The organism is Tritonibacter horizontis (assembly GCF_001518015.1).
In the GTDB taxonomy this organism is placed as follows: Bacteria; Pseudomonadota; Alphaproteobacteria; order Rhodobacterales; family Rhodobacteraceae; genus Epibacterium; species Epibacterium horizontis.
Genome location: NZ_LPUY01000060.1, coordinates 1 through 24,043, shown reverse-complemented (window position 1 = coordinate 24,043; position 24,043 = coordinate 1). Strand labels below are relative to the sequence as shown.

21 protein-coding genes and 5 pseudogenes are annotated in these 24,043 nt (G+C 59.2%); 20 read left to right on the top strand and 6 right to left on the bottom strand.

From position 1 onward, the window contains the following. Positions 1–42: 42 nt before the first annotated feature. Positions 43–300, bottom strand: a pseudogene (locus tag TRIHO_RS23250) (ISKra4 family transposase); the annotation flags it as partial. A 232-nt stretch (positions 301–532) separates the two neighbouring features. Here TRIHO_RS23250 and TRIHO_RS09955 point away from each other — a divergent pair. From TRIHO_RS09955 to TRIHO_RS23245, 3 pseudogenes are all read left to right on the top strand, one after another. Further along, a pseudogene (locus tag TRIHO_RS09955) lies at positions 533–1,386 on the top strand (IS256 family transposase); the annotation flags it as partial. 153 nt (positions 1,387–1,539) lie between these two features. Then, positions 1,540–1,836 (top strand): annotated as a pseudogene (locus TRIHO_RS09950) (transposase domain-containing protein); the annotation flags it as partial. 90 nt (positions 1,837–1,926) lie between these two features. Continuing rightward, positions 1,927–2,226: pseudogene (locus TRIHO_RS23245) on the top strand (IS256 family transposase); the annotation flags it as partial. 44 nt (positions 2,227–2,270) lie between these two features. Here the strand turns inward: TRIHO_RS23245 and TRIHO_RS09940 are convergent. Together TRIHO_RS09940 and TRIHO_RS09935 are read right to left on the bottom strand one after the other, a co-directional pair. Beyond that, positions 2,271–2,954, bottom strand: a complete 684-nt coding sequence (locus TRIHO_RS09940; RefSeq protein WP_068242643.1) for an IS6 family transposase — start codon at positions 2,952–2,954, stop codon at positions 2,271–2,273. A 73-nt stretch (positions 2,955–3,027) separates the two neighbouring features. Beyond that, positions 3,028–3,396: pseudogene (locus tag TRIHO_RS09935) on the bottom strand (DUF1403 family protein); the annotation flags it as partial. 125 nt (positions 3,397–3,521) lie between these two features. Between TRIHO_RS09935 and TRIHO_RS09930 the strand changes: the two are divergent. Next, on the top strand, positions 3,522–4,619 hold the full coding sequence (locus TRIHO_RS09930) for a tyrosine-type recombinase/integrase (protein WP_106406179.1): 1,098 nt from the start codon (positions 3,522–3,524) through the stop codon (positions 4,617–4,619). Here the strand turns inward: TRIHO_RS09930 and TRIHO_RS09925 are convergent. Together TRIHO_RS09925 and TRIHO_RS09920 are read right to left on the bottom strand one after the other, a co-directional pair. Then, positions 4,614–4,949: a type II toxin-antitoxin system RelE/ParE family toxin gene (locus TRIHO_RS09925; RefSeq protein WP_068242637.1), complete on the bottom strand. Its 336-nt coding sequence runs from the start codon at positions 4,947–4,949 to the stop codon at positions 4,614–4,616. The two genes, TRIHO_RS09930 and TRIHO_RS09925, sit on opposite strands and share 6 nt — an antisense overlap. Continuing rightward, on the bottom strand, positions 4,946–5,203 hold the full coding sequence (locus TRIHO_RS09920; RefSeq protein ID WP_068242634.1) for a type II toxin-antitoxin system ParD family antitoxin: 258 nt from the start codon (positions 5,201–5,203) through the stop codon (positions 4,946–4,948). The genes TRIHO_RS09925 and TRIHO_RS09920 overlap by 4 nt, the downstream gene beginning before the upstream one ends. Before the next feature lie 159 nt (positions 5,204–5,362). Here TRIHO_RS09920 and TRIHO_RS09915 point away from each other — a divergent pair, with 159 nt between their 5' ends. The 8 genes from TRIHO_RS09915 to TRIHO_RS09885 all read left to right on the top strand — a co-directional run bounded on the left by TRIHO_RS09915 (position 5,363) and on the right by TRIHO_RS09885 (position 17,223). Further along, on the top strand, positions 5,363–6,244 hold the full coding sequence (locus TRIHO_RS09915; protein ID WP_068242631.1) for a recombinase family protein: 882 nt from the start codon (positions 5,363–5,365) through the stop codon (positions 6,242–6,244). 282 nt (positions 6,245–6,526) lie between these two features. After that, positions 6,527–7,714: a plasmid partitioning protein RepA gene (repA, locus tag TRIHO_RS09910; protein ID WP_068242629.1), complete on the top strand. Its 1,188-nt coding sequence runs from the start codon at positions 6,527–6,529 to the stop codon at positions 7,712–7,714. Then, positions 7,714–8,784, top strand: a complete 1,071-nt coding sequence (gene repB / locus TRIHO_RS09905; RefSeq protein WP_068242626.1) for a plasmid partitioning protein RepB — start codon at positions 7,714–7,716, stop codon at positions 8,782–8,784. The genes repA and repB overlap by 1 nt, the downstream gene beginning before the upstream one ends. 155 nt (positions 8,785–8,939) lie before the next feature. Beyond that, positions 8,940–9,989, top strand: a complete 1,050-nt coding sequence (locus tag TRIHO_RS09900) for a helix-turn-helix domain-containing protein (protein WP_068242624.1) — start codon at positions 8,940–8,942, stop codon at positions 9,987–9,989. Between the two features lie 178 nt (positions 9,990–10,167). Continuing rightward, the gene (locus tag TRIHO_RS09895) at positions 10,168–12,351 is read left to right on the top strand and encodes a ParB/RepB/Spo0J family partition protein (protein ID WP_068242622.1); all 2,184 of its coding nucleotides are present in this window, start codon (positions 10,168–10,170) and stop codon (positions 12,349–12,351) included. Positions 12,352–12,451: 100 nt separating this feature from the next. Then, positions 12,452–12,925 (top strand): hypothetical protein, encoded by a 474-nt coding sequence (locus TRIHO_RS09890; RefSeq protein ID WP_068242620.1) that lies wholly within the window; start codon positions 12,452–12,454, stop codon positions 12,923–12,925. Positions 12,926–13,311: 386 nt separating this feature from the next. Next, positions 13,312–13,476 (top strand): hypothetical protein, encoded by a 165-nt coding sequence (locus TRIHO_RS23870; protein ID WP_165595903.1) that lies wholly within the window; start codon positions 13,312–13,314, stop codon positions 13,474–13,476. A 396-nt stretch (positions 13,477–13,872) separates the two neighbouring features. Continuing rightward, positions 13,873–17,223 (top strand): DEAD/DEAH box helicase, encoded by a 3,351-nt coding sequence (locus tag TRIHO_RS09885; RefSeq protein WP_068242617.1) that lies wholly within the window; start codon positions 13,873–13,875, stop codon positions 17,221–17,223. 215 nt (positions 17,224–17,438) lie between these two features. On the opposite strand, the gene TRIHO_RS09880 is transcribed toward TRIHO_RS09885, so the two are convergent. Then, positions 17,439–17,759 carry an H-NS histone family protein gene (locus TRIHO_RS09880; RefSeq protein ID WP_068242615.1) on the bottom strand — a complete coding sequence of 107 codons (321 nt, stop codon included), beginning with the start codon at positions 17,757–17,759 and terminating at the stop codon, positions 17,439–17,441. A 424-nt stretch (positions 17,760–18,183) separates the two neighbouring features. Here TRIHO_RS09880 and TRIHO_RS09875 point away from each other — a divergent pair, with 424 nt between their 5' ends. The 8 genes from TRIHO_RS09875 to TRIHO_RS24420 form a co-directional block, all read left to right on the top strand. Continuing rightward, positions 18,184–18,588, top strand: coding sequence for a single-stranded DNA-binding protein (locus TRIHO_RS09875; RefSeq protein WP_068242612.1), 405 nt, complete (start codon positions 18,184–18,186; stop codon positions 18,586–18,588). Between the two features lie 240 nt (positions 18,589–18,828). Continuing rightward, a complete protein-coding gene (locus tag TRIHO_RS09870) occupies positions 18,829–19,584 on the top strand; it encodes a DUF5131 family protein (protein ID WP_068242608.1) in 756 nt (251 codons plus the stop codon). Between the two features lie 12 nt (positions 19,585–19,596). Then, on the top strand, positions 19,597–20,736 hold the full coding sequence (tcmP, locus tag TRIHO_RS09865) for a three-Cys-motif partner protein TcmP (protein ID WP_068242605.1): 1,140 nt from the start codon (positions 19,597–19,599) through the stop codon (positions 20,734–20,736). A 173-nt stretch (positions 20,737–20,909) separates the two neighbouring features. After that, complete coding sequence (locus TRIHO_RS09860; RefSeq protein WP_068242602.1) at positions 20,910–22,109, top strand: hypothetical protein; 1,200 nt, start codon at positions 20,910–20,912, stop codon at positions 22,107–22,109. A 125-nt stretch (positions 22,110–22,234) separates the two neighbouring features. Further along, on the top strand, positions 22,235–22,675 hold the full coding sequence (locus tag TRIHO_RS09855) for a JAB domain-containing protein (protein WP_068242599.1): 441 nt from the start codon (positions 22,235–22,237) through the stop codon (positions 22,673–22,675). Between the two features lie 109 nt (positions 22,676–22,784). Continuing rightward, positions 22,785–23,303, top strand: coding sequence for a DNA repair protein RadC (locus TRIHO_RS09850; RefSeq protein WP_068242596.1), 519 nt, complete (start codon positions 22,785–22,787; stop codon positions 23,301–23,303). 102 nt (positions 23,304–23,405) lie between these two features. Beyond that, a complete protein-coding gene (locus TRIHO_RS09845) occupies positions 23,406–23,897 on the top strand; it encodes a DUF6878 family protein (RefSeq protein WP_068242594.1) in 492 nt (163 codons plus the stop codon). A 10-nt stretch (positions 23,898–23,907) separates the two neighbouring features. Then, a partial coding sequence (locus tag TRIHO_RS24420) for a DUF6915 family protein (protein ID WP_408646185.1) occupies positions 23,908–24,043 on the top strand: 136 nt, incomplete at its 3' end.

Here is a 24,043-nt window from a genome sequence, read left to right as displayed (position 1 = left end):
GGTCAATAATTGCTGTCTTTGGGAGTGGGCAAAAGCTGGAGGTCAAGCGGCCCGCTTTGAGACGCCTAGCCTTCCGTCAAGCACGGCGCCCCGAGTGACGGCAACCCGACGCGCGCCCCGCGGTGACCATCTCATGCGCCGTCGCTTGCCCGTGCGGGTGTTGCCGATGTCATCAACACAGCCTTCTGCCCGGGACGACGAAACTGCGAGGCCATTCCGGTGTCGATGGCCGTAGTCGACGAGCGCGTCGAAGTTGTTCGCAAGGTAGGAATAGATTTCCTGGCACCGAGCTCTGACGCGCTTGGGTCTGGGTGGTCGCGTTGAAGTCTTTTGACATGGAATTCCGGCATCGAACACGACGAGGCGTGCCTTTTTGGTCATGATATGTTCTCGTATTTTGCCCATGGGTTACCAAACGCGATAGCCCTGGGGTGACGGGGCTATGCGTGAATCTGGGTGATGGGATTTGAGGAGGCGGCGTATCGTGGCAGGTGTCTAGGCCAGCCAGAACCTCCAGAGGAGCGATACGCCTATGACAGATGATACCACGATCATCCCCTTCCGCCAGCCTGGTTCAATCATTGATCCGCTGACCGAGATCGCCCGCGACGGGGCGCGCCGCATGCTGATGGCGGCTTTAAAAGCGGAAGCCGACAGTTTTGTCGCGCAGTTTTCCGAGGACCGGCTTGTCGATGGCCGCCAACGCATCGTTCGGCACGGTGCCGGGCCGGAACGGGTGATCCAGACCGGGATCGGGCCGTTGAGGTCCGGCGGCAGAAGGTGCGCGATCGGGCGACGGGCCTCCCCGTCGAGGCGAAGATCAGTTTCACCTCCAACATCCTGCCCAAATGGGCGCGGCGGTCCGAAAGTCTCGATGCCCTGCTTCCGGCGCTTTACCTGCGCGGCATCTCCACCGGCGACTTTCAAGAGGCGCTGTCTGCCATCCTTGGGGCAGACGCGCCAAACCTGACGCCGGGCGTGATTTCGCGTCTCACGGCGGGCTGGCAAGAAGAATATGATCGCTGGCAGCACCGGGATCTCTGGGCCCGCCGCTACGTCTACATCTGGGCGGATGGGGATTACCTGCAGGCGCGGATGGAACCCGAGGCCGAGTGCATCCTAGTGATCATCGGGGCGACGCCTGAGGGCAGGAAAGAGTTGCTCGGCTTCCATGTGGGTATCCGCGAGAGCGCGCAGAGTTGGCGGGAATTGCTCATTGATATCAAGGCCCGTGGACTGGCTATCGCGCCCGAGGTGGCAGTCGGGGACGGTGCTCTTGGGTTCTGGAAGGCCGTTGATGCAGTCTTCCCAGGCACCCGTCACCAGCGCTGCTGGCTCCATAAAATCTCGAATGTTCTGAACAAGTTCCCGAAGTCCATGGCCCCGGGGTAATCCCCCCATTCTTAGCGGGGTGCATCCGTAGAATTCACGCGGCCATTTTCAGTTTCTGGGCGGGTGTGATGCCGCCGATGCCCATGTTCGGGCGGTCGTTGTTGTAAGTCCATAGCCATTGCGTTGCGAAGCCCTGGGCTACACCACGCGGTGGTGGTGGCCGAAAAAGAGGCCTTCATCACCGAGTTGAAGGCTCTGATCGAGAAGCTGGAAGGCCAGGTTCAGGAATATCGACGCACCAAGTTCGGGCCGAAATCCGAGAAGCTGGACCCTGCGCAGCTGGAGCTGGCGCTGGAAGATCTGGAAACCGCCATCGCCGAGACGCAGGCGCAAATCGCCGCCGTCGAGGACAGGATTGCGGCCAGCGAACCAGACCCTTCGATGCGCAAGCCGCGCGCGCGCCGCAAGGCCTGGTCATTGCCCGAAAGCTTGCCGCGCGGAGAAACGCGCGAAAGTTGGTGATGCCCTGAGGGGCGGCATATCATGGCGGTGTTCAGACGCCGTCAATTCTCAGCCGAGAAAGGGATATGCCACATGCCAGAGACTACCATCACTGAACTGCCCGATCCATCAGGATTTGGCTCCGACCCGTTCACCGACATTCTGCGCGATGGAGCGCGCAAGCTGATCGAACAGGCGATCCACGCCGAGCTGGCCGCGCTCATGAACGCCTTCTCCGGGGACAAGCTCGAGGACGGGCGGGCACGCCTGGTCCGACACGGTCATCTGCCCGAACGCGAGGTGATGACCGGCATTGGTCCGGTGCCCGTGAAGGTGCCACGCGTGCGGGATCGGGGTGCTGGCGAAGACAAGGTCACTTTCACGGGTTCCGTCGCAAACTTTGTCGAGTGTTGGCATAGCCTAATTTGCGGACAGAATTATGCTACTAGCGCTGCGAAGGTCTGGAAGGCAGTGGTCCCATTGGCGGGGATCTGCCCCTTGCGGATCATGTGGGCAGTCTCGATCCCGGCGAGGGTAGCAGAGGCCGATTCGAAGGACTTGAAGCCCATCATCCGGCCGGTGATCCGCTTTATAAAACGATGGTCCTGCTCAAGGATATTGTTCAGATATTTGACCTGCCGGATCTCGACTGTGCGGCCACCGCCGGTAAATTTCAGGATTGCGTTCACCGCCTGCAAACCGGCCAGGTTGGCGCCACTCTTGTCGATGACGACCCGGTCGGGCACGCCGTTCGAACCAATCGCTCGCTTGAAGAAGCGCCGGGCGGCGGCCAAGTCCCGGCGCTCGGACAGCATGAAATCCAGTGTTTGTCCGTCGCGATCGACGGCCCGGTAAAGGTACGTCCAGCGGCCCTTCACCTTGATGTACGTCTCGTCCATCCGCCAGGAGTTCGCAGTGGGTCGCTTTCGGGACTGCGCCCTGGCGGCGATGAGCGGCGCGAACTTCACCACCCAGCGGTTCAGGGTGGCGTGGTCAACTGTGACGCCGCGCTCGACTAGAATTTCTTCAAGATCACGGTAGGACACGGCGTAGCGGAGATAGAAGAATACTGCATGCAGGATCACAGACTTCGGATAGTGCACGCCCTTAAACTCGATCACGTCAACTGCCTTTCACCAACTCACTGACAGTGCTGACATATTCGGGGCCACCACGGAACCGGAAACTTTGCGACACTACCCGGCCGAGAGCCTTGACCGACACCGGCCGCTCCACCGCGCGCCGCCAGGCCAGGCAGGTTTCCCCCGCCGGTCCGGGTAGGTCGCCGGAACGCAGCAGGAGCACGGCATCGCGCAGCTCCCCTGCCCTCTCCGTCCGCCCGGAAAACGCGACACAGGCCTCGGCTGCGCGGAGCGCCAGCCGGTCCCGCAACAAGGCTTGGGGCACCCTCTCACACCCCAACACAAGATGCAGGTGGTTCAGCGCAGCACCCGACAAAAACGCAACATCTTCCGGGATTTCGGCTTGCGCAGAAGTGACCCAGGTCGGCATCCGGTCTAGTGTCTCTGGGTCGCTTCTGTGATCGGGCCGTGCAAATGTCATGCCCAGAGCCTACACTCGCGCGGCGCTTTCCGCCAGAAAATAGCGATCTAACCGCCCCGCTTTGACGGTCTCCAATATGTCCAATAAGTTTGCATTATCGGGCATAAATGAATACGCTCAGGGTCATGTCGGAAAACAACGAGAAATCTAGGTCAGTGCCGCCAATCGGGTCTTCGTACAACGAAGACACCGAGAGAGATCGCCCTGACGGCGAAGCCTTGAGCCTGCCTTCCTTTGTGGCGGGCTCCGGTGCGCTTGACCGGCTAATCGACACCGCCCGCGACTATGCCCGTGCCGCGGCGTCGGAGAACACGCTAAGAGCATACGCTAAGGATTGGGCGCATTTTGCGCGCTGGTGTCGTATGAAGGGTGCGGAACCGCTGCCTCCATCACCGGAGATGATCGGGCTTTACATTGCCGATCTGGCCAGCGGTTCGGGCCCCTCCCCTGCTCTATCGGTGTCGACAATTGAGCGTCGACTTTCCGGCCTCGCCTGGAACTATGCGCAGCGCGGCTTTGCCCTCGATCGCAAAAACCGCCACATCGCCACAGTGCTGGCCGGGATCAAACGCAAGCACGCGCGCCCGCCGGTGCAGAAAGAAGCGATCCTGGCCGAAGACATTCTCGCGATGGTGGCGACCCTACCCTTTGACCTGCGCGGGCTGCGGGATCGGGCAATCCTGTTGCTCGGTTATGCAGGGGGCCTCCGCCGCTCCGAAATTATCAGCCTAGACGTTCACAAGGACGATACGCCGGACTCTGGCGGTTGGATCGAAATATTGAAGGAAGGCGCCCTTCTCACCCTGAACGCAAAGACCGGCTGGCGCGAGGTCGAAATTGGCCGCGGCTCGAAGCAGCAGACCTGCCCTGTGCATGCCTTGGAACAATGGTTGCACTTTGCCAAGATCGACTTTGGTCCGGTCTTTGTCGGCACCTCGCGCGATGGCAAGCGGGCATCTGAAACCAGGTTAAACGACAAGCATGTCGCGCGCCTGATCAAGCGCACGGTTCTGAACGCCGGCATCCGGTCGGACCTGCCTGATAAAGACCGCCTGGCGCTGTTCTCCGGCCATTCGTTGCGCGCCGGTCTCGCCAGCTCCGCCGAAGTCGACGAGCGCTACGTCCAGAAGCAGCTTGGCCACGCCTCGGCCGAGATGACCCGCCGCTATCAGCGACGGCGCGACCGGTTCCGGGTGAACCTGACCAAAGCCGCAGGGCTATAGGTCGACATTTCTGAGGGCTGCCAACGCTGCGACATGACGCGGAAGATCACTGCGGGAATGCAGGATATCCACGATGATGACCTCGTCAGGCTGATCTAGGAACACCAGGAAATGTTCCCCTGACCTTATGAACCGCAGGTCTTCGACATCATCAACGAGAACTGCGCAACTCCGGCTATGGGCCTGGCCGTTCAGAATACTTTCACAGCAGTTGAGCAATTCCGCCTCGTAGAGCTCTGCTTGGCGCAGCCCAAAATTTTCGATCGTCCACCTGGCGATTTCGGTGAGGCTGGCTTCCGCACGACGGGTCAGCCGGAAGGATCGACTCATGAACGCGTGCGCGCAGACGCAAAGGCCCTCCGGATCGCATCTTTGCCGCTGCCCTCCGCAAGATCACCCGCCTTGGCCTGCGTCAGACCTTCTAGGAGACCCTTCCGGATCCCGGCCAGCTGTGCTTCTTCCTGCTCGAGCAGCCTCAGGCCAGCGCGCATGGCTTCACTCACATTCTGGTAGCGCCCGGACGCCACCAGTGCTTGAACCAGACGGTCTTGGGTTTCGGTGAGGACTACGTTGCGTGTCACCATGGTTCAGGTCTCCTTCATTGGCAATATATGCCAATGTTCAGCTTTGGTCAATGGAAGCTGATCGTGGGCGATGATCAGCCATCATGCGACCTTTCTCCTCTCGTCGCTATCAATCGGTCGTTTAGTAACGGTATATGAAATTGCAAACGGCCGATTTTCATGCCCCTGATAGGCTATGCGCGCGTATCCACAGAGGATCAGACCCCCCTGCCCCAGTCTGAGGCCCTGCAAACTGCGGGATGCGTCGAGATCTTCGAAGAGCACGCCTCAGGCGGCAATCGTGCCCGGCCGGTGCTTGCCCGCTTGCTGGAGCGCATTAGCAAGGGCGACACGCTGGTTGTCGTACGGATCGACCGCCTCGCGCGGTCCCTGTCACATCTGCTGGAGGTGATCGAGCGGCTGGAGGCCAAGGGTGCTTTCTTTCGTTCCATTCAAGACCCCATCGACACCGGATCCCCGCAGGGCAAGTTCACTTTGCAAGTGCTGGGGGCTGCGGCCGAGTTTGAGCGCGCCCTTATCCGGGAACGAACCAAGGCCGGCCTCGCCAGCGCGCGCACAAAGGGCCGCGTGGGCGGGAACCCTGGGCTGCGGGCCAAAGACCCAACCGCTCTTCGCAAGGTGCGGCTGGCGCGACAGGACGGCTACATGGAGCGTCTGAACGAGACGGCACAAGATTGGGTGCCCCATGTGCGCCGGTTACGCCCCGACTTGGCTTGGGAAGACGTGGTGCGCATCGTCAACGGCCCCTTGCCCGAGGCGCGTCGCTGGACCCAAAGCCGCCTGCTGCGCGCTGTGAAGGCCTATGTCCGCGACGGCTTCCTGCCTGCCGAGGTGCTGGCCCGCGCCGGGCGCCGCGAAACCGACGACCGCCTGCCCGCAATTATTGCTGGCATCAAGGGCGCAGATCCCGACATCACGCTTCAAGCGATCTGTGAACGGCTGGAATCTATGCGCGAACGCACACCACGTGGCCGAACGAGATGGCAGCCCTCATCGGTCAAGATGCTGCTGGAACGGGCTGAGAGACTGGGAATGATTTAAGAGACTCAGATTCGTTCTTTGGAAGCAAAACCGCCTATGTGAATCGGGTACATCTTGCGTTTAAGTGATGGCAGCGACACAAGCACTTGACGCGCTGGATCCGAGAAATAAGATAAGTCATTGTAAATAAATGATTTCACCGGATACCGGCCCACCATCTGAAAAAATCCTTGCCTGTCAAACGCTTTCCTGACATTTTTGCGGAAGAACGCTAACCATCAGTTTCCGGCGGTTTTGCGTTCCTTCTCAAGATAGACCCGGAAGACGGGCGGCGGGACGGGCATGAACGAGCAGCGGATCAGAATGGATCAAAAGATCCAGACGATGGCGACACGTCTAAGCAAATCGCTTGATGTGAATATGCGCAAGTCGTTTCTACCTGATGAACGAAAGGCTCTCAGACGCTTCTCATCCACGGAAGTTGCCCAGATCCTCGGTGTAAGCCAAGATTTTTTGCGGAAGATGTTTTTCGAGGACAAGCTCGATCTCGGTGATATCGAGACAGACGCCCGCGGCCGCAGGTTCTACACTGCAGAGCAAATCGATATAGCGCGCCACGAAATAGCCCGGTCAAGCACCAAGTTCCAGCATATCGTTCCTCGTCGTCGGGATGGGGAGCATATCCAGATCATTTCGATCGCCAACTTCAAAGGGGGCGCTGGGAAGACGACAACGGCGATCCATCTGGCCCAAAAGCTTGCCCTTGATGGTTATCGAGTTCTGGCAATCGATCTCGACCCACAAGCCTCAATGACCACCATGTTCGGTTTCCGGCCGGAAATCGACTTCCCTGAGGCCGGAACGGTGTACGATGCCCTTCGGTACGAGGACCCTATCCCATTTAGAGACGTTGTGCGCAAAACGTATTTCCACAACCTCGATCTAGCCGCGGCCGGCTTGTTGCTCTCTGAGTTCGAGACCGAAACCGCACACGCCCTTCGAAACAATATCAGGCCGCCGTTCTATCAGCGGCTTGCCCTTTGCATTAATGAAGTTGAGCCAGACTACGATATTGTCGTCATCGACTGCCCACCGCAACTCGGGTTTACCACACTATCGGCTTTGGTGGCGTCGACATCCCTAGTCGTCACTGTCATTCCAAGCATGCTTGACGTCGCCTCGATGGCCCAATTCCTGCAGCTCACATCCAGCCTCATGGCAACAATTGCTGATGTGGGCGCATCGCCCGACTGGGACTTCATGAGATTTCTAATCACTCGTTTCGAGCCCAATGACGGCCCTCAAACCCAGATGGCGGCATTCCTGCGGACCATGTTCACGGATGACGTTCTTACTCAGCCTTTCCTGAAATCCTCTGCAGTCTCTGACGCTGGGCTCACGCAACAGACACTGTTCGAGATCGCTAGAACGGATTTTCATCGCCAGACGTACGATCGGGCTATCGAGTCCATCAACGGGGTTGTGGCGGAGGTCGAAGGGCTCATCAAAACGGCATGGGGGCGTAAGTAATGGCCCGCAAAGTCACATTCGACATTCCCGAGGATGAAGAAAAGCAGCAGAGCTCGTCGATTTCTCCGACTCGAACCCAGTCACGAGCCCCTGCCCTTTCGGGAATGGCCCGTTCTCTTCAGGATGCGGCACAATCTTCAATTCAAGAAATCAGTACCGACCTTATTGATGATTCCGAGTTCCAGGATCGTCTGGCCCTGGATGACGAAGATGACATCAGGGAACTGGCTGAAAGCATTGACAAGCAGGGACAGCTTATCCCGATACTTCTGAGTCCCGAAGGGGGCCGGTACAGGATCATCTATGGGCGCAGGCGATTAGCGGCCCTTCGACTTATTGGCAAGCCCGCAAAGGCTCTCATCAGAGGCTTGGATGAGGATCAAGCGATTCTTGCACAAGGCCAAGAGAACAGCTTCCGAAAAGACCTCAGCTGGATCGAGAAAGCCCTGTTTGCACGTTCTCTCATAGAGTCCGGCAAGGATGAGGGACTGGTCTGTGACGCCCTCAACATCGATCAGAAAGCCAGGAAAGCCGGTGACAAGCTCACGGGACTTGCTCGCATGAAACAAGTCACTTCCTGTATTCCGACTGAACTCATCCAAAAGATCGGGGCGGCACCCGGGGTTGGACGGGATCGTTGGTATGCTGCCGCAAAGTCTTATGAGAGCCTTGGCTTCTCTGGAGATGAAGGGTTTCCGGCCGGAAACCGAGAATTCCATGACGCTCTCATGGAATCCAGAGGTTCAGGCAAGACCTCCGACGAACGCTTTGCGATCTTCGAAGGGCTCCTGAAACAGCACAAGCCCCCTGCCCCATCGGCGATCAAGACAAAACTCGGGATGGTGAAGGTCACCAAAAGAAACGTGATCATCACCGTCAAGAACGGAGATGACGGGCTTCATAAGTGGATCTCTGAGAATCCAGAGGCCGCTCTTCTAGCGTTGGCGAACGCGAAGGCCGCTGGTCCAGGGCAGATCATTACCCCAGAGAAAATGGAACCCATAGGTAACCCAGTCTCCGGCAGGGATCAGGATCTTGATGGTCCTGACATAGACGATAACAAAAACTGAGCAGAAAGGAGGACAGGCCAGAAAAGGAAAGACCCCCCGAAAGCAGTGCTTCCGAAGGGCCTCGATTAGCTTAGACACCTGATTGATACCCCGAAGCCGAATCGTTTTCAACACCGTTCGCGGTGAACGGGGAAGCTTTTTCAGCCGAAATCATCATGAGACAGGTATTTTCTCACACACCCGCCTTGGCGGAACGATCGTCTGTACCCGGTACGAACCCGTACAGGGTAATCGAGCCGATCCGAGCGCTTCGCAAAGAACTCGGTCTGACACCAAATGACCTGGTAACACTGCAGGCCTTGATCAGCTTCATGCCGAAGAAGGCCGGACAAACAGCTCCAATGACTATCGTCTTTCCCTCAAACGCATCATTGTCTGAGAGAACGAACGGCCTGAACGAGAGAACGATTCGACGGTGTATCGGACACCTCGTGGATGCCGGGCTGATCCAGCGCAGGGATAGCGCAACCCGCAAACGGTTCCCTCTTCGCTACGGTGGATTGATCAGAGATGCCTTTGGCTTCGATCTGCAGCCAATGTATAATCGGGAAAGAGAGCTCACCGAACACGCAGAACAGCTTGTGGGCGATCAGGAAAAGCTACGGTCACTCAAGGCGGAGGCACTGGCTCTTCGTGTCGAGGCTTTGCGCCAAGCAAAGGATGTTGAGACTGTCTCATTTCTCCAGAACGTACGAAACATCCTACGCCGTGCAACTCTCAAAGCCGACGAAATCATAGAGCTTATCAAGAGGCTGGCAGAGTTGGTCGGAGCGACCATCAGAGAGTTTCCGGCCGGAAACCATGACGCTCAGGAAACAATGCCCGACCAAATGTCCGGCGACGACGGACAAAATGTCCGGCACGTAGAACCCACAAGATTGAATATAAAAAAAGATAGAGCAGATGCACACTGCACATCTGGTTTTCAGGAACGCCGAGATCCAACAATTATGGCATGGACGGACCTGAAAAACGTATCGGACTTCTTCCCGCATGAACCAAGAGATCATCAATCAGTTCTCGAAATATTGGCCGATGTCGGAAGATTGCTAAGAATAGAACAGGGCAGGATCATGAAACACCTTAGAGAACGAGGTCCAGGGCAGCTCCTTATTGCACTCGACGAATTAATTTTGAGAGCCAGCACAGGACAGGTGAAAAACAACAACGCCTACCTCGACGCTATGATGAGGCAAGGGACGTGATGGTCTTATCACGCTCACTCAACCAGTTTGTAATTGAGCGTAGTCTTCGATCCTCCGGCAAATTTTCCCGGATAGTTCCAACCATAAGGTCATCGAGAGGGAAAGGAGTGTTGGTTTGAGGGTGACGGGAAGTGAGATCGGGAGAGTGGCTTCCGGCGCCCGTCGTGGAGAAGATCTGATGACCAAAGCTGTCCAGAAAATCACCCTGTCCCCTTCACGGGATATCCCTTTCGACAAGCTGGTGCTGAGCCAGTCCAATGTGCGGCGCATCAAGGCTGGCGTGTCCGTCGAGGAACTGGCCGAGGACATCGCCCGCCGCGGTCTCTTGCAAAGCCTGAGCGTGCGGCCCGTGTTGGCTGACGATGGGACCGAGACCGGCAACTTCGAGATCCCGGCCGGGGGTCGTCGCTTCCAAGCCTTGTCCCTGCTGGTGAAGCAGAAGCGTTTGGCAAAGACCACGCCCATTCCCTGCATCGTGCGGGATGCTGCGTCCGACATCCTGGCCGAGGACGATTCCTTGGCCGAGAACATGCAGCGCGTCGCCCTGCACCCGCTCGACCAGTTCCGCACATTTGTGGCGCTGCGCGACAAGGGGCAGAGCGATGCAGAGATTGCTGCAGCCTTCTTCGTGACGCCGCAGATCGTGAAGCAGCGCCTCAAACTCGCTTCCGTCGCCCCTGCCCTGCTTGAGATCTATGCCGAGGATGGCATGACGCTGGAGCAGCTCATGGCCTTCACCGTGAACCCTGATCACGCGCGTCAGGTTCAGGTCTGGGATGTGATCCATTCATCCTGGAACAAGGAGCCATTCCAGATCCGACGCATGCTGACCGAGACCTCGGTCCGGGCGTCAGACCGGCGTGCGGTCTTCGTGGGTGTTGATGCCTATGAAGCGGCGGGCGGCACGATGCTGCATGATCTCTTCCAGGGCGATGACGGTGGGTGGCTCGAGGACCCAGCCCTGCTCGATCGGCTGGTGACGGAAAAACTCCAGGCCGAGGCTGAGACAGTTGCGGTTGAGGGCTGGAAGTGGATCGAGGTTGCACTCGACCTGCCCTACGGCTACAGCCATGGCCTGCGATCCCTGTCCGGCGATCCGGCACCTATGACGGATGACGAAGGTGCGGCCCATGCCAAGCTGCTCGCCGAGTACCGGGCGCTCGAGGAGGAATACGCGGGTCAGGATGAAATCCCCGACGAGGTCGACACGCGACTTGGCGTGTTGGAAACGGAGATGGAAAAGATCGAGACCCGGCCGTTGATCTTCCATGCGGAGGAGATCGGGCGAGCCGGGGCGTTCGTCACGCTCGACCGTTACGGCGCTCTGGCAGTCTATCGCGGGTATGTGCGTCCAGAGGATGAGCCCGTTGACGAGACCGCGGTCCAGGACGGTACTGATCCTGCGGTGGCGGGGCAGGGGGATGATCGTGATCCCATCGATAGCTATGACAGTGCCGCTCATGTCGGAACCATCATCATGTCGGGTGGTCAGCCAATTGGTGGCGACCTGCCAGAGGATGAGGATGACGGGGCGTTGAAGCCACTGCCCGAGCGGTTGGTCATTGAGTTGACGGCCCACCGGACGCTGGCGCTGCGTGAAGCGATCGGGCGCTCTCCCGACGTGGCATTGACGCTGCTGCTGCTGAAGCTGGTGACGGACACCTTCCGCACCTCCTCTGCTTCGGGCAGCTGTCTCGAAGCCTCAGTGCGTCACGTCTACATGTCGGCGCAGGCGCCCGATCTCAAGGACAGCGTGGTGGCCAAGCTGGTCGACGAGCGTCACGCGGAATGGGAAGCCGATCTGCCGCTTGGCGATGATGCAGCACTCTGGGACTATCTGACGGTCCTCGACCAGGGCAGTCGGCTGGCCTTGCTGGCGCATTGCCTCAGCTTCGGCGTCAATGCGCTGCATGAGAAGGTGAACCCATACGGGGCAGGCATCTCCGCAGGCGGACTGACCCGTCGTATGGCGCATGCCGATCTCGTGGCGCGCGCGACAGGTCTCGATATGGTGGAGGCGGGATGGGAGCCGACGGTGGACACCTATCTCAACCGCGTGCCCAAGGCCCGCATCCTCGAGGCCGTGCGCGAGGCGAAAGGGGAGGGGACTGCCCAACTCCTCGATCACCTGAAGAAAGGCGAGATGGCCAGTGAGGCCGAGCGCTTGCTGAAGGGCAGCGGCTGGTTGCCCGAGGTCCTGCGCCGGAACGATCTCGTGGCGCTGGACGGTGAGGGCCATGCCGAAGGGCAGGGGGCGGATGTCGATGCCGAAGTGGCCGACAGCGTCAGTGAGGCTGACCTTCCTGCATTCCTGACGGATGACCTGCCTGCTGAAGGCGCGTCGATGCTGGCCGCAGAGTAACGTGTTCCAGCAGGGGGGCGGGCATTCCGCCCCCAATCACCCTATAACATAACAATATCAATAAGATGAGTGCGATTACTCGCATTCGGAATGAGGAATCATGTCTGCAACAACCATCATCGACACCGCGCCCCTTGGGGCGCTCATTCGCTACACCGACGGCAGCCCCAAGCCTCCTGCACGCTTCACCAAGAAGCTCGCGGCTTGGGAGCGCTCGAACGGCGTTGGCCGTCTTGTGAAAAAGGAGCCACCCCGACCTTACCCGACATGGACGGCACCCGCGTCGTTCACGCTGCATGAGGGCAATTTCTCCTCGGACGGGGTGATCCTCGTCACCATCATGCGCAGCCATTCCGCTGACAGCGCCCTCGTCTTCGAGGTGGCCGAGGATCCGAAGCCCGGGCAGGTGCGCGTGCTTCTCGATTTCGCCGGCAACACTGAGCTGCTGTATCTGGCGGAGTCCGTCACTGCGGCCGAGCTTTGGATCGCCAAGGAAGGATACCGCAATGCGCGGCTCGAGATCGTCGGCACTGAGGACGGTGATAGGGCAGGGTGCGCGGACCTGGCCGCCTGAGCCCAACTGAAATCGAGGGGCCCGCCCAAGCGTGGGCCTCTCATCCATCACAACCTTGTCCTTTGAGTTCGCGGGGCACCAAAGGATCCATCCCCAAAGAAGGAGTCTTCAACCAAGAGCGTGGCCGGGAGGCTGGCGGCGTTAGAAGCATCAGCGGGACAATCCGCTCCTGACGTTGGGGGACCATCCCCCGCTCGCCATTCCCTTCCTTGCCCCGAATTCTGTCTTCGAGATCAACCCGCGAGGGGTCGGACTACGGGCAAGCCCGTGCCGCCGGGTGGATTCGGACGAGCCGAACGCACCCGGTGATGTCAGCCAGTATTCGGGCCTTCGAGGTCCTGTCGCGCGGGGGATGGTCCCCCGCCTCCAAGACAGGAGCCAAACAGATGTCCCGCAAAGATGCACACGCCTTCGCAGCCTCCCTCGCCGCCACGCTCATGGTCTCGATCGTCGTCTTCCAGGCAGGGGATGGATCCTTCGGCGCCGTCCCCGCCGATGAAATCGACGGCGACGAGGTTCAGGTGCTGGTTGAGATTGACCCGTGGGCTTAGGCCCACGGTTACCCCGGCAGGCTCACGCGGAGGCGCAGAAGCGTCTTCTGCTGCGTCGTTGCGCTCTCGCACGGTGCCGGTGAAATATTCGGAACAGTGGACCGCCGATGGCGCAGCGCCAGATGGCCTGAAGCTGTAGAGGTGCCAGTTGCAACGCGACTGCCACAACGCCAAGAATATCGACATGTCCGGGCCGGACCGAACATTAATTCTATCTTTCGGTGCTGCATGCAGCGTTCGAAGCGGCCTTTGCAATGTCATATGCTTTGATAGTTGAATGACTTAGAATATTCGTAAGAGCTCTTTCCGCCAAAAAAATAAGTGGTTACGCTTCAACTATAAGGCGAAGTATGCAAGCCGATCGACGTACTGCCATCCGGCCAAGGAAAACAAAAAGTGAATCTAAAAGAACTAATTTCGGATGAGCGGACGTCGATTACGGGACAGGGAATCGATAACAGAGCCTATTCGCGGACCCTCCGGCACCTTCGAAGCTACAACTTCTGGGAGGGTGTCGACGATGCGCCACACCTCTGGGGGCACCAGCAAGCAGCTATCGCCACGGTCGTTGCCTATCTGCACGGGGACAAGCAGATACCGGAGCGGCCCGAGCACACAGAAGCTGCGCTCCTAAAGCTACCCACCGGCACAGGCAAGTCTGGCATCATTGCGATCCTTGCGCGGTGTCTGCCGGAGGTCCGCCGTGTTCTCGTATTGACGCCACGCACTGCGCTGACTGAGCAACTCCTGGCGGACATCCGTTACCGTTTCTGGTCTCACCTTGGGTATGAGGCAAACGGCTCGGCGCTCTTCACCGCGGAGGCCGACGTGTTCGGCACCACGCTTGACAACGTGTATGTCGAACAATTCTTGCCCAAGAATGTCGGCATGGTGGTGCAGCATCTGGGCGATCAGGCCACTGATCGCGCCATTCTGGTCGGCACGCATCAGGCGCTCGGCGACATCCGCAAGACGGCACAAGATCCTGATGATGGCGGTTCGGCAGTTGCAGCAGCTATTTTAGCGCATATCCGGGACGAGTTTGATCTCGTGATCGTCGATGAAGGTCATTACGAGCCTGCTATCTCGTGGTCACGCGGCGTTCGAGAATTCAATCTGCCGACTCTTCTATTGAGCGCAACGCCTTACAGGAACGACTACAAGTCGTTTCGTGTGCGCGGACGTTATCTCTTCAACTTCCCTTACAGGCAGGCAGTTGACGGGCGTATTATCCGTCCCGCCGATATCATCGTGCCAGAAGGCGACGTCGGACCAGTTGTGCGGGAAGCTGCAATCCCACAGTTTGTCGGCATTCTGCACAAGGAATTGCTCGAGCGCCTGCGGGAGGCCGAACGCTGGTTTTTGAACGGCGTAACGCCAAAAGTCATGGTGCGCGGTGATGACCTTGAGACCCTCACGCTCTTACAGACCGAGATTAACCGCGTCTTCGAAACGCAAGCTGTCGTGATCCATGACCGCGCGAAGAAGACGCAGCAGAACCGGGACATGTTCACCAGCGTCGCGTCCGCTCTTCGGTCCCGCCCTGACGCGAAGTTCTGGATTCACCAGAACAAGCTCATGGAGGGGATTGACGATCCGTCATTCGTTGCCGTCGCCATCTTCGATCTCATGGGCAATGCACGACAACTCGTGCAGCAGATTGGACGTGCGACCAGATATTCGCGGGGTGAGGATGGTATACCCCAGGCAGGTTGGATTCTTTCCACTCCTGCCAATGCCGAGCGTATTCGGACTACTTGGGAGAGATACCAAGGCTACGAGGATTATGCGGCGCGGAACACCGCGCATATCGTCACGAACGAGGTTACGCTTCCGGACCGCCTGCTCGAATACATGGCCGAGTATCAATATATTGGCGGTGAATTTCGGGGGCGCTTCGAGTTCGAACAGCCACTCGCCGCAGGCGACATCCAGCTTCCCCGAACCGCCGCTGTTCTGAGAACTGCCGCACCGCTTCCCGACATCCGTGTGTTCGCCACGGTGATCGAAGAAGCAATCATGGACAAGGACCGGTTTAAGATCACGCCGATTGAAGGCATGCCGGATGGTTCGATCGGTTTTTCCTACTATGCGTGGCGAAACTCGCCGTACCTGATCGACCGGTTCTTTTCTGAATGGAAGCTTGGGGTTTTCCTTGCTGTCCAACAGGGTGAACTCGTTTTCATGCACGATACAGAAGGCCTTGTGGTGGATATGGACGGCCTAAGCCTCAAACGAGCGGGCAGGTCGGTCATGGAAAAGGCCTTCCCCGAGAGTGACGACAATCCGTCCCGACTTTCCCGCATGTCCTTCTCCTCTCTCGACATGTCCCAACATGCGATCCGGGCAATGGCTCTGCGGACTCGTTCTTTTGCAGATGCTTTTACCGATTTGCTTGATCCTTCGCTCGTTCCTGCAACTGCCGCCGGTTTTGTAAACGGGACCGCCCGGTATGTTGGCTTTAATCGCTCGCGCCTGCGCGATGCTTCGGAGCGCCATGTTTCGGTTGCAGACTATGTTACATGGACCACAGAAATCGCCGCCGAGCTGGCGGATGCCGATCGGGAACGAAGCCATGTCTTTAATCGATATGCTGCCTTGGTCGAAGATATCGATGACCAAGAAGCCCAGCCGGTTTCGATCCTGCTTGACCCATCGCTTGACGACATGCGCGACGACGAGGCCGGTGGTGCGGCCTGGGTTCTCCTTGAGGACATCGATTACTTTGATCTATGTGCCGAGGTGGATGGCGCAACAGGCGGATTCACGATCCAGATCGGCGACGAGGATGTGCCGTGTAGCGTCGAGTTCGTTTCGGAAACCCGCAAATACAGGGTTACCAGCCCAAGGCTGGATGAGCTTGCTCCCGCGCAGGCAGGAGAGGATAGGCGTCAGGCCTTGACGCTCGTACAGCGGCTTAACAAAGGGCAGGCCTTCCGAATTCTCACACAGCGTGACAGCGTCGTGTATTCGGAGGGCAATTTCTACGAACCGAAGATGCAGTGGGTTCAGGACGGTGGCGTCAAACCGGTTCTCGAATATATCCACGCATCGCCCACGCTCGATGATGTCCTGACCGAGAAGGGCGACGATCAATACGCCGCAAATCGTGCACATTGGTACAGGCAATCCATTTTCGGGCTTTTTTCGGTAACATGCGAAGGCCAGCGCGCTGCCAACGGGATCGCGGATGACAAACTTACCGCCGAAATTGAAGCCATACCGGTCTGGTTGTGTGATGACGATAGCCGTGAAGCCGCGGACTTCATAGGTTTTGATCCTGATAACAGGAAGATCGTGTTTGTTCACGCAAAGGTCGGCGATGTGGGGCGGGGCGGCACCGGATATCATGTCGGCGGACTACAGGATGTCGGTCGGCAAGCACTCGCAAGCCTCGGGTTTATCTCGCGCGGACAGCCATCCACGGTCTGGACGCCCGATCGATGGGAAACCGACGTACAGGCTAATCAAGTCAGGCTACATGGTCGTAGCCGCATCTTTCGGAATCCTAACGGTCTCACATCTGCTCAACTCAACGATCTGCTCCACGCGTCGTGTCGAAATCCGTCCTTTGATCGTGAAATCTGGATTGTCGGAGCGAAGATGGCGCGCAGGCAAGCGCTTGTGGAGGGCCTGAACCAAGAGCGTTGGCCGAACCGCCTGCGGCAGTTCCTGATGCATTGGGATGCCATGCAGACGGCCTGTGCCAGAGCAAGCACGCGGCTGAAGTTCTATTGTTCCAATTAGGTGACTCAGCGAAGCAAGTGTTGGATATTTTTATGAGCCGGCATTGAGACGGTTTGCAGCAAATATCGGCAACTCTGAAAGTTTTTCGATGTGGGCCGCGGCACGACATTGGCGGCCAAAGTGAAGCCGCACCGATCATACGCGGCGCCAGGCCCGAATGACTGGGTCGGGCACCGATCCGCCTCGGACTCTTTAGCCACAGGGTTGGTAATCTTTCAGCGAATTTCCAGATCACCAGCCGTTGTGCCAGCAGCCAGCGCGTCTACGAACCACTGCGGTTTCCGCCCGCGACCAGACGAGGTGACGGCCGGGTTCTCAGGGTGCTGGTATTTTGGTGCGACTGGAGCGCGCTTGGTCTTGCTATCTGTCCCGACGAGTTCGGCCAGTGAATAGCCCAGATCCCGGGCGACAGGTTCTACCTTGGCGCGGGCTTCCGCCTTCTGCCGATCCTCGAATGTGGCAATCGCCTTGGCGACGTCCTTCTGCATTTTCTTCAGCTCGCCGAGCGACAGTGGCTCGAGATCGCAATCAGCCATTTGTGCGGTCCGTGTCCTGAATGTCCCGGTATCGATAGCCCGTCGATGCAGGGCGCCGCAACTCCCGGAAGGCTGGGGCAGGGGTGGCAAAGGCTGGTGACCGTCGTTTTGCCGCCAGGCAGGTGCTGAACTTGGGGTCAGGCGGTCTCGATTGGCCGGGTGACGGGTTCTGGCATGGGCTCCCCGCGCATCTCTGTCTCCCGGGCCATCCCTTCGACTGACAATCCCCTAATCCCGTTCGGGCTCTCGCGCGCAACCCCGCGTCAGTCCGGGCCGAGTTGCCCCTTTGGGGCTGCCCGCTCCACCCCGGTCCTCTGGGGGTTTCCGGCGTCCATGCTGTCCACCGTGCTCGCGTCGCCCGACGGGCTTTTTCCGGGTCTTGTCGAAGGGACGGTCCCGAAGACAGGACACACAGGAGCTTATCATGCAGAACATCGTCATCCTCGCCGGCAACATCGGTCAGACCCCCGAAGTCCGCACCACCCAAGGCGGCACCAACATCACCAACTTCAGCCTCGCCACCTCCCGCCCCCGCCTCTCGGAAGGTCGCGTCCTGCGCGACGAGAACGGCTACCGGGTCATGGACACGGAATGGCACCGCATCACCTGCTTCAACGGTCTCGGCAAGACGGTCGCGGAGCATTGCGAAAAGGGCATGAAGGTCCTCGTCCATGGCCGCATCCACTACAGCAAGTGGATCGACAGCATGGGGAACGACCGCTACGGCTGCGAGATCATCGCCGAGAAGGTCGACTTCCTGAGCCGCCCGAAGTCGGCCGAGAACGAAAACCCCGAGCTGGTTGACCGCGACGACGAGATCCCGTTCTGAGAACGGGGCCTTCCCCTTAGGCCCGGCGGGGAAACCCGCCGGGATTGGCCAATCTTGGCTCAAACCGGTCTGGCGCCTATACAAATTGACCTCTAGCGACCTGCCGCTGACGCAACTTACAACATTTCCAAGATTGAAAGTTTGCATCGCGGGTTTCCGTAGATCGATGTTCAACAAACTTAGGAGTTCCTCATCTGTGTATATGCCATTAGAGTTATCCACAAAAAGAGGTGGAGCAGGATGGCACAGAAATCTGAAATCGAATGGACGGATGCGACATGGAATCCTGTGACGGGATGCACGAAGGTCGGTCCCGGCTGCGACCATTGCTACGCAGAAAGGTTCGCTGAACGCTGGCGCGGTATTCAAGGACATCCATACGAACAAGGTTTCGACTTGCGCCTATGGCCGTCACGCCTTGGGCAGCTCGCACAGTGGAAGAAGCCGCGAATGATCTTCGTCAACTCGATGAGCGACCTGTTCCACAAGGATATTCCGCGTGAGTTCATCGACCACGTGTTCGATGCGATGGAGGCCGCCGACTGGCATGTCTATCAAGTCCTGACCAAGCGCTCATCACTGATGCGCAACTACGTGCGCCGCCGCTACAACGGTGGGCGAGTGCCGTCGCATATCTGGCTTGGCGTGTCCGTCGAGGATGCCGCACACAAAGGGCGGATTGAACACCTTCGGCAGATCAACTCGGATGCGCGCTTCATCTCATTCGAACCGCTGCTAGGCCCGATTGGCGAGGTCGATCTGACAAGTGTTGCTTGGGCGATTGTCGGCGGCGAAAGTGGGCCCGGCGCTCGTCCGATGGAAGCGGCGTGGGCGACCGAATTGCGCGTTGCCTGTGAGCGATACGAAGTTGCTTTCTTCTTCAAACAGTGGGGCGGTGCGCGGCCGAAATCCGGCGGTCGTCTGCTCGAAGGCGAAGAATGGAACGGGTTCCCGTGGCAAATCGTGCCGAAGGCGATCATGGCCGAATTGCAATAGCGAGAAACACGTATGGAAGCAGATTTAGACCTTTACCGCGACCGCGAACAATCATTCATTAAGCACCAGTTCCTGACGAAATACCTCCAAGCAGCGGCATACAAGACGCTGCAAGGCCATTCTCCTACATTCAATTTCGTAGATGCCTTTGCCGGACCTTGGCGCATATCTGATGACGCTAAGTATTCAGATGCGTCGTTCGATCAGGCAATCAACACTTTGGAAGCTGTTCGCGCTGATCTAGAAAAGCGCGGCGTCGGTGGACTGAAAATTCGCTTCTGTTTCTGCGAACAGCGTCCAGAAGCGGTTGCGCGCCTTCGGGAGTACGCTGCTTCGAAAGGGCGGTTCGAGATACACGTTTTCGAAGGTGCATTCGAAGACAACCTCAATGCGATCGCCACCAAAGTGACTGACGGTTTCACGTTCACCTTCATTGACCCGACCGGATGGAACATTCGTAACGAAGAGGTGTTCCGCTTCCTGCGTGAACAGAATGGCGAGTTCATGCTGAATTTCATGTCGGACCACATCAACCGACATGCTGAATATCACGAGGTTGAGGCGTCCTTCGGGCGGTTCCTAGCGGACGCGGCATGGGCTGATGAGTTCGCGCACCTACCCGCCGGCTGGAGCAACGAGCAGAAGATGCTGTACCTGATGAAGGCCGCGATGCGCTCGAACAAAGTGGCATCATATCTACCCGATTTCTCGATCATGGTGCCGAGGCGCGAGCGAGTGAAGATGCGTCTAATACTCGGTACGCAGAGCCCGTCCGGGTTGGAAGTATTCCGCGACGTTCAAGAGAAGGTCGAGAAGCAGGAACTAGTGATGCGTCACAACCTCCGCGAAGGTGACAGCCCGCAAGTCAGCTTGTTCTCTTCTGCCGACATCGCAGCGATCCAGCAGGAACAGAAAGGCGTCGGGTGCAAAGCGAATAGAAAACGGGCTGAGGAGATAATCGTGAGTTTCCTGAAAGGCCGAATGCGGGCATTTCCTGGCCCGATGTTCAATCAGGCGATGGAGGAAGTTCCAATTCGCCGCAAGCATCTGAACAGTGTCCTTTTGGATATGCGGGAGCGGGGCGTCATCAATTTCGAACTTCCGCCGAGAAAGCGAGTTCCCCAGCCGGATACCGCAATCTTCTTGGTCTGAGAGACCTAAAGCCACGAATAGCGGCTCGCGCCAAGCGCAAGCTGGCCTTCGCATGTTCATCAGACGCCCACCCTCTTCCCAAACCGATTTAGAGTGAGAGAAAGGCTGGTTGCTTTCGCGACAGGTTAAAGGCTGGGAGAGTGGCTTCCGGCGCCTGTCACGGAGGAATACCGATGGGTGTTGTGGAAGTTCTGGATCCGGTCGCACCGGCGCGGGCGGGTGGCTGGAAAGTGGATGTGAGCCGGGGTGAGCGGAACGGGCGGGTGTCGTCCGAATGGTTCAACCGGCCGGATGACGAGCGGTATCTGTCACTCGATGATCTCTGGGCCAATGTGAAAGGCCGGTCGGAGCGCAGCCGTAGCCGCGTGGTGCAGACGGCGGATATCCGCGTCGAGGCCGCGCGCGACAACCCCGAGCGGTTGCACCTGATGCTGCCGAAGGCGCAAGAACCGGTCGCGCCCACGCATTGGGCGTTCGGCCAGCTTGCCAGCATCGTCGGCGCCCCGGCCTCCTATCTGCGGCAATTGCCCGCGCCGTTGGCGGGGATCAACCTGCAATATGGTCTGACCAACCACCGCGCCGAACAGGTGAAGACTTTTGAGACCGAAGATGGCCGCAAAGAACTGCGCGCCGTGACCGGCCCCGATTACGGCCGCATCCACGATTTCGAGCTGGTCGAGGCGGTGCAGCGCATCGCGGGCAATGGCACCGGCGACACGCGCTGGAAGGTGCCGGGCGTGCTCGATTGGTCGACCGGGGTCTACAACCCCGATGTCGAGATCAGCCGCGACACGACCACGCTCTATGCCTCGGACCGCGACGTCTTCCTGTTCCTGGTCGACGATCGCAACCCGATCGAAGCGGGCAAGCTACCGGACGGCTCCCCCGATCTCTACTTCCGCGGCTTCTACTGCTGGAACTCCGAAGTTGGTGCCAAGACCCTCGGCATGGCGAGCTTTTACCTGCGGGCGGTGTGTCAAAACAGGAATCTGTGGGGCGTCGAGGATTTCCAGGAGATCCGCATCCGCCATTCGAAATACGCCGCTTCCCGCTTTGCCCATGAGGCGGCACCGGCGCTGACGCGCTTCGCCAATTCCTCGCCGCAGGGCTTCGTGAACGGCATCAAGGCAGCGCGGCAGCAGATCGTAGCGCGCAGCGACGAGGATCGCGCGGATTTCCTGCGCAAGCGGGGCTTCTCGAAGGCGGAGTCCGGGAAGATCATCGAGAAAGTGCTGATGGAAGAGGGCCGCCCGCCCGAGAGTATTTTCGACTTCGTGCAGGGCATCACGCGGCTTGCGCGCGACAAGACCCAGCAGGATGCCCGCCTCGACATGGAGGGGCGCGCCAAGAAGCTCCTCGACCGGGTCGGCTGACGCCGGGCTCGACAACGCGACCGCCTGCATCGGCGGCGGTCGCGCTTTCCCCTTCCAAATGCATGCCACTGGCCCCGCCCGAGAGGGCAGGGGGGCTTCGGCCTGCGCATTTCAGCGAGACCCCCATGACCCCCCAGGAAGAAACCATCGTCCTCGAGGCCCGCGATATCCTCGGCCGTTACCTTAGCCAGAACCCGGTCATCGGGAGCTGGCAGGCGCTGATGGACTATTGCGCTCTGACCGTCCGAGGTCCCATCGAGCGATTCCATGTCCTCTATCTCGACCGCAAGAACCGCATCATCGCCGATGAGCTTTTGTCGACCGGCACAGTCGATCATGTCCCTGTCTATCCGCGCGAGGTGATCAAGCGGGCGCTGATGCTGAACGCCAGCGCCCTGATCCTGATCCACAATCACCCGTCGGGCGATCCGACGCCGTCCGAGGCCGATCTCAGCATGACCAAGGAGATCCAGAAGGGCTGCAAGTATCTCGGCCTGACGCTGCATGACCACATCATCGTCGGTGCCGGAACGGAGCTGAGCCTGCGGGCCCTCGGCAAGCTCTGATCGTGGCACCAGACTTGCTACCGTCGCCCCTTCGAGCAAGAGGGCGGCGGTTTGGTCTTTGACGGATGAGGCGGGGAGAGTGGCTTCCCGCGCCGTTGGAGACATTGCTATGTTTGATCTTCCCCTGCCGATTCAGCCGAGCCCGCGCCCGATGGGCCCCGTCCCAAATGGCCCAGCTGTCGCTCCTGATCCCAGCCTGCCTTTCGCGTTGACGCGGATGCACCGGACGCCTGCAGCCCTGATGTCGGGCACCGCTGCCCCCGTGGTCGTTGAGCGTTTTGCGATCTTGGCCGATGCCATGCAGGGGGCGTTTGAGCTTGCCGAGGACAACGGCTCCGATGCAGCGCCGCAGCTTCTGGCCATCCTTGATTGCGACCAGCGCCTGGTTCTTGCCGGGGCCGCCAGTCATGGCGCTGTGGCTTGGTGCCACCCTGTCGCCAATGCTCTTGAGGCGCGGGCCGTCGTGACCGAGGCTGTTCAACTTCGCGCCCAGGCTGGACGTGCCATTGACTGGCACGAGCCTGAACTGGCGCAGCGACTGCATCACCGTGCCGATCTGCTGGATGCGCGTCTGGTCGACCCGCTCTGGCGCGCCTTTGCCGCCCGGGCGCTGCAGATCGCGGCGTGACGCCCGAGAGACAGAGGAGGGATGGGATGGGTTTGAGCCTTCGGGGGGCAGAGGAGTGCGCCACCCGGGGGTCTGACCTGTCCTCACCGAACGGAGTTATCCATGACCCAGACTGAACCCACTCTGGCCGCCCCGCTGCGGCCTTCCACCGTCGATTTCGGGGCGATCCTTGCCGCGCATGCCGAACGCACCGCCCGGATCCTCGCCCTTCGCCCGGGCAACAAGGACCGCCTGTTCGATGGTCTCATTGCCGCCGGCATCACCCATGTCACCGTAACCTTCGACGGCGCCGGTGACAGCGGCCAGATCGAAAGCATCGGCGCCTGGGCGGGCGAGACGGCTGTCGATTTTCCCGCAACCGAAATCCCCTATGCCGCGCTGACCTGGGATGACCCCGAGGTCGAGATGCGGCAGCTCTCGCTGGAGGATGTTGTCGAGCAGCTCGCCTACGACTTCCTGTCTGACACACATGGCGGTTGGGAAAACAACGACGGCGCCTACGGCGAGTTCTGCTTCGACGCTTCCGCCCGCTGCATCCATCTCGAGCTCAACGAGCGCTTCACCTCGTCTGAACTCTTCACCCATGATTTCTGAGGGGGCGGCGATGGCACATCCCTATCACCACGCGCTCTCCTCGGTGAGGAAATGGGGCGGCACGGTCGATGATTTCATCGCGGTGCATACATGGTTCGATGTTATCCGGACAATCAAGCTGTTTTTGTTCTCCCGACCGGGGTTTG

Excerpts from the sequence above, each read along its gene's own strand:
- TRIHO_RS09930 (WP_106406179.1), top strand. The coding sequence starts at position 3,522 with ATGTCGGAAAACAACGAGAAATCTAGGTCAGTGCCGCCAATCGGGTCT.
- TRIHO_RS09925 (WP_068242637.1), bottom strand. The coding sequence starts at position 4,949 with ATGAGTCGATCCTTCCGGCTGACCCGTCGTGCGGAAGCCAGCCTCACC.
- TRIHO_RS09920 (WP_068242634.1), bottom strand. The coding sequence starts at position 5,203 with ATGGTGACACGCAACGTAGTCCTCACCGAAACCCAAGACCGTCTGGTT.
- TRIHO_RS09915 (WP_068242631.1), top strand. The coding sequence starts at position 5,363 with ATGCCCCTGATAGGCTATGCGCGCGTATCCACAGAGGATCAGACCCCC.
- repA (WP_068242629.1), top strand. The coding sequence starts at position 6,527 with ATGAACGAGCAGCGGATCAGAATGGATCAAAAGATCCAGACGATGGCG.
- repB (WP_068242626.1), top strand. The coding sequence starts at position 7,714 with ATGGCCCGCAAAGTCACATTCGACATTCCCGAGGATGAAGAAAAGCAG.
- TRIHO_RS09900 (WP_068242624.1), top strand. The coding sequence starts at position 8,940 with ATGAGACAGGTATTTTCTCACACACCCGCCTTGGCGGAACGATCGTCT.
- TRIHO_RS09895 (WP_068242622.1), top strand. The coding sequence starts at position 10,168 with ATGACCAAAGCTGTCCAGAAAATCACCCTGTCCCCTTCACGGGATATC.
- TRIHO_RS09890 (WP_068242620.1), top strand. The coding sequence starts at position 12,452 with ATGTCTGCAACAACCATCATCGACACCGCGCCCCTTGGGGCGCTCATT.
- TRIHO_RS23870 (WP_165595903.1), top strand. The coding sequence starts at position 13,312 with ATGTCCCGCAAAGATGCACACGCCTTCGCAGCCTCCCTCGCCGCCACG.
- TRIHO_RS09880 (WP_068242615.1), bottom strand. The coding sequence starts at position 17,759 with ATGGCTGATTGCGATCTCGAGCCACTGTCGCTCGGCGAGCTGAAGAAA.
- TRIHO_RS09875 (WP_068242612.1), top strand. The coding sequence starts at position 18,184 with ATGCAGAACATCGTCATCCTCGCCGGCAACATCGGTCAGACCCCCGAA.
- TRIHO_RS09870 (WP_068242608.1), top strand. The coding sequence starts at position 18,829 with ATGGCACAGAAATCTGAAATCGAATGGACGGATGCGACATGGAATCCT.
- tcmP (WP_068242605.1), top strand. The coding sequence starts at position 19,597 with ATGGAAGCAGATTTAGACCTTTACCGCGACCGCGAACAATCATTCATT.
- TRIHO_RS09860 (WP_068242602.1), top strand. The coding sequence starts at position 20,910 with ATGGGTGTTGTGGAAGTTCTGGATCCGGTCGCACCGGCGCGGGCGGGT.
- TRIHO_RS09855 (WP_068242599.1), top strand. The coding sequence starts at position 22,235 with ATGACCCCCCAGGAAGAAACCATCGTCCTCGAGGCCCGCGATATCCTC.
- TRIHO_RS09850 (WP_068242596.1), top strand. The coding sequence starts at position 22,785 with ATGTTTGATCTTCCCCTGCCGATTCAGCCGAGCCCGCGCCCGATGGGC.
- TRIHO_RS09845 (WP_068242594.1), top strand. The coding sequence starts at position 23,406 with ATGACCCAGACTGAACCCACTCTGGCCGCCCCGCTGCGGCCTTCCACC.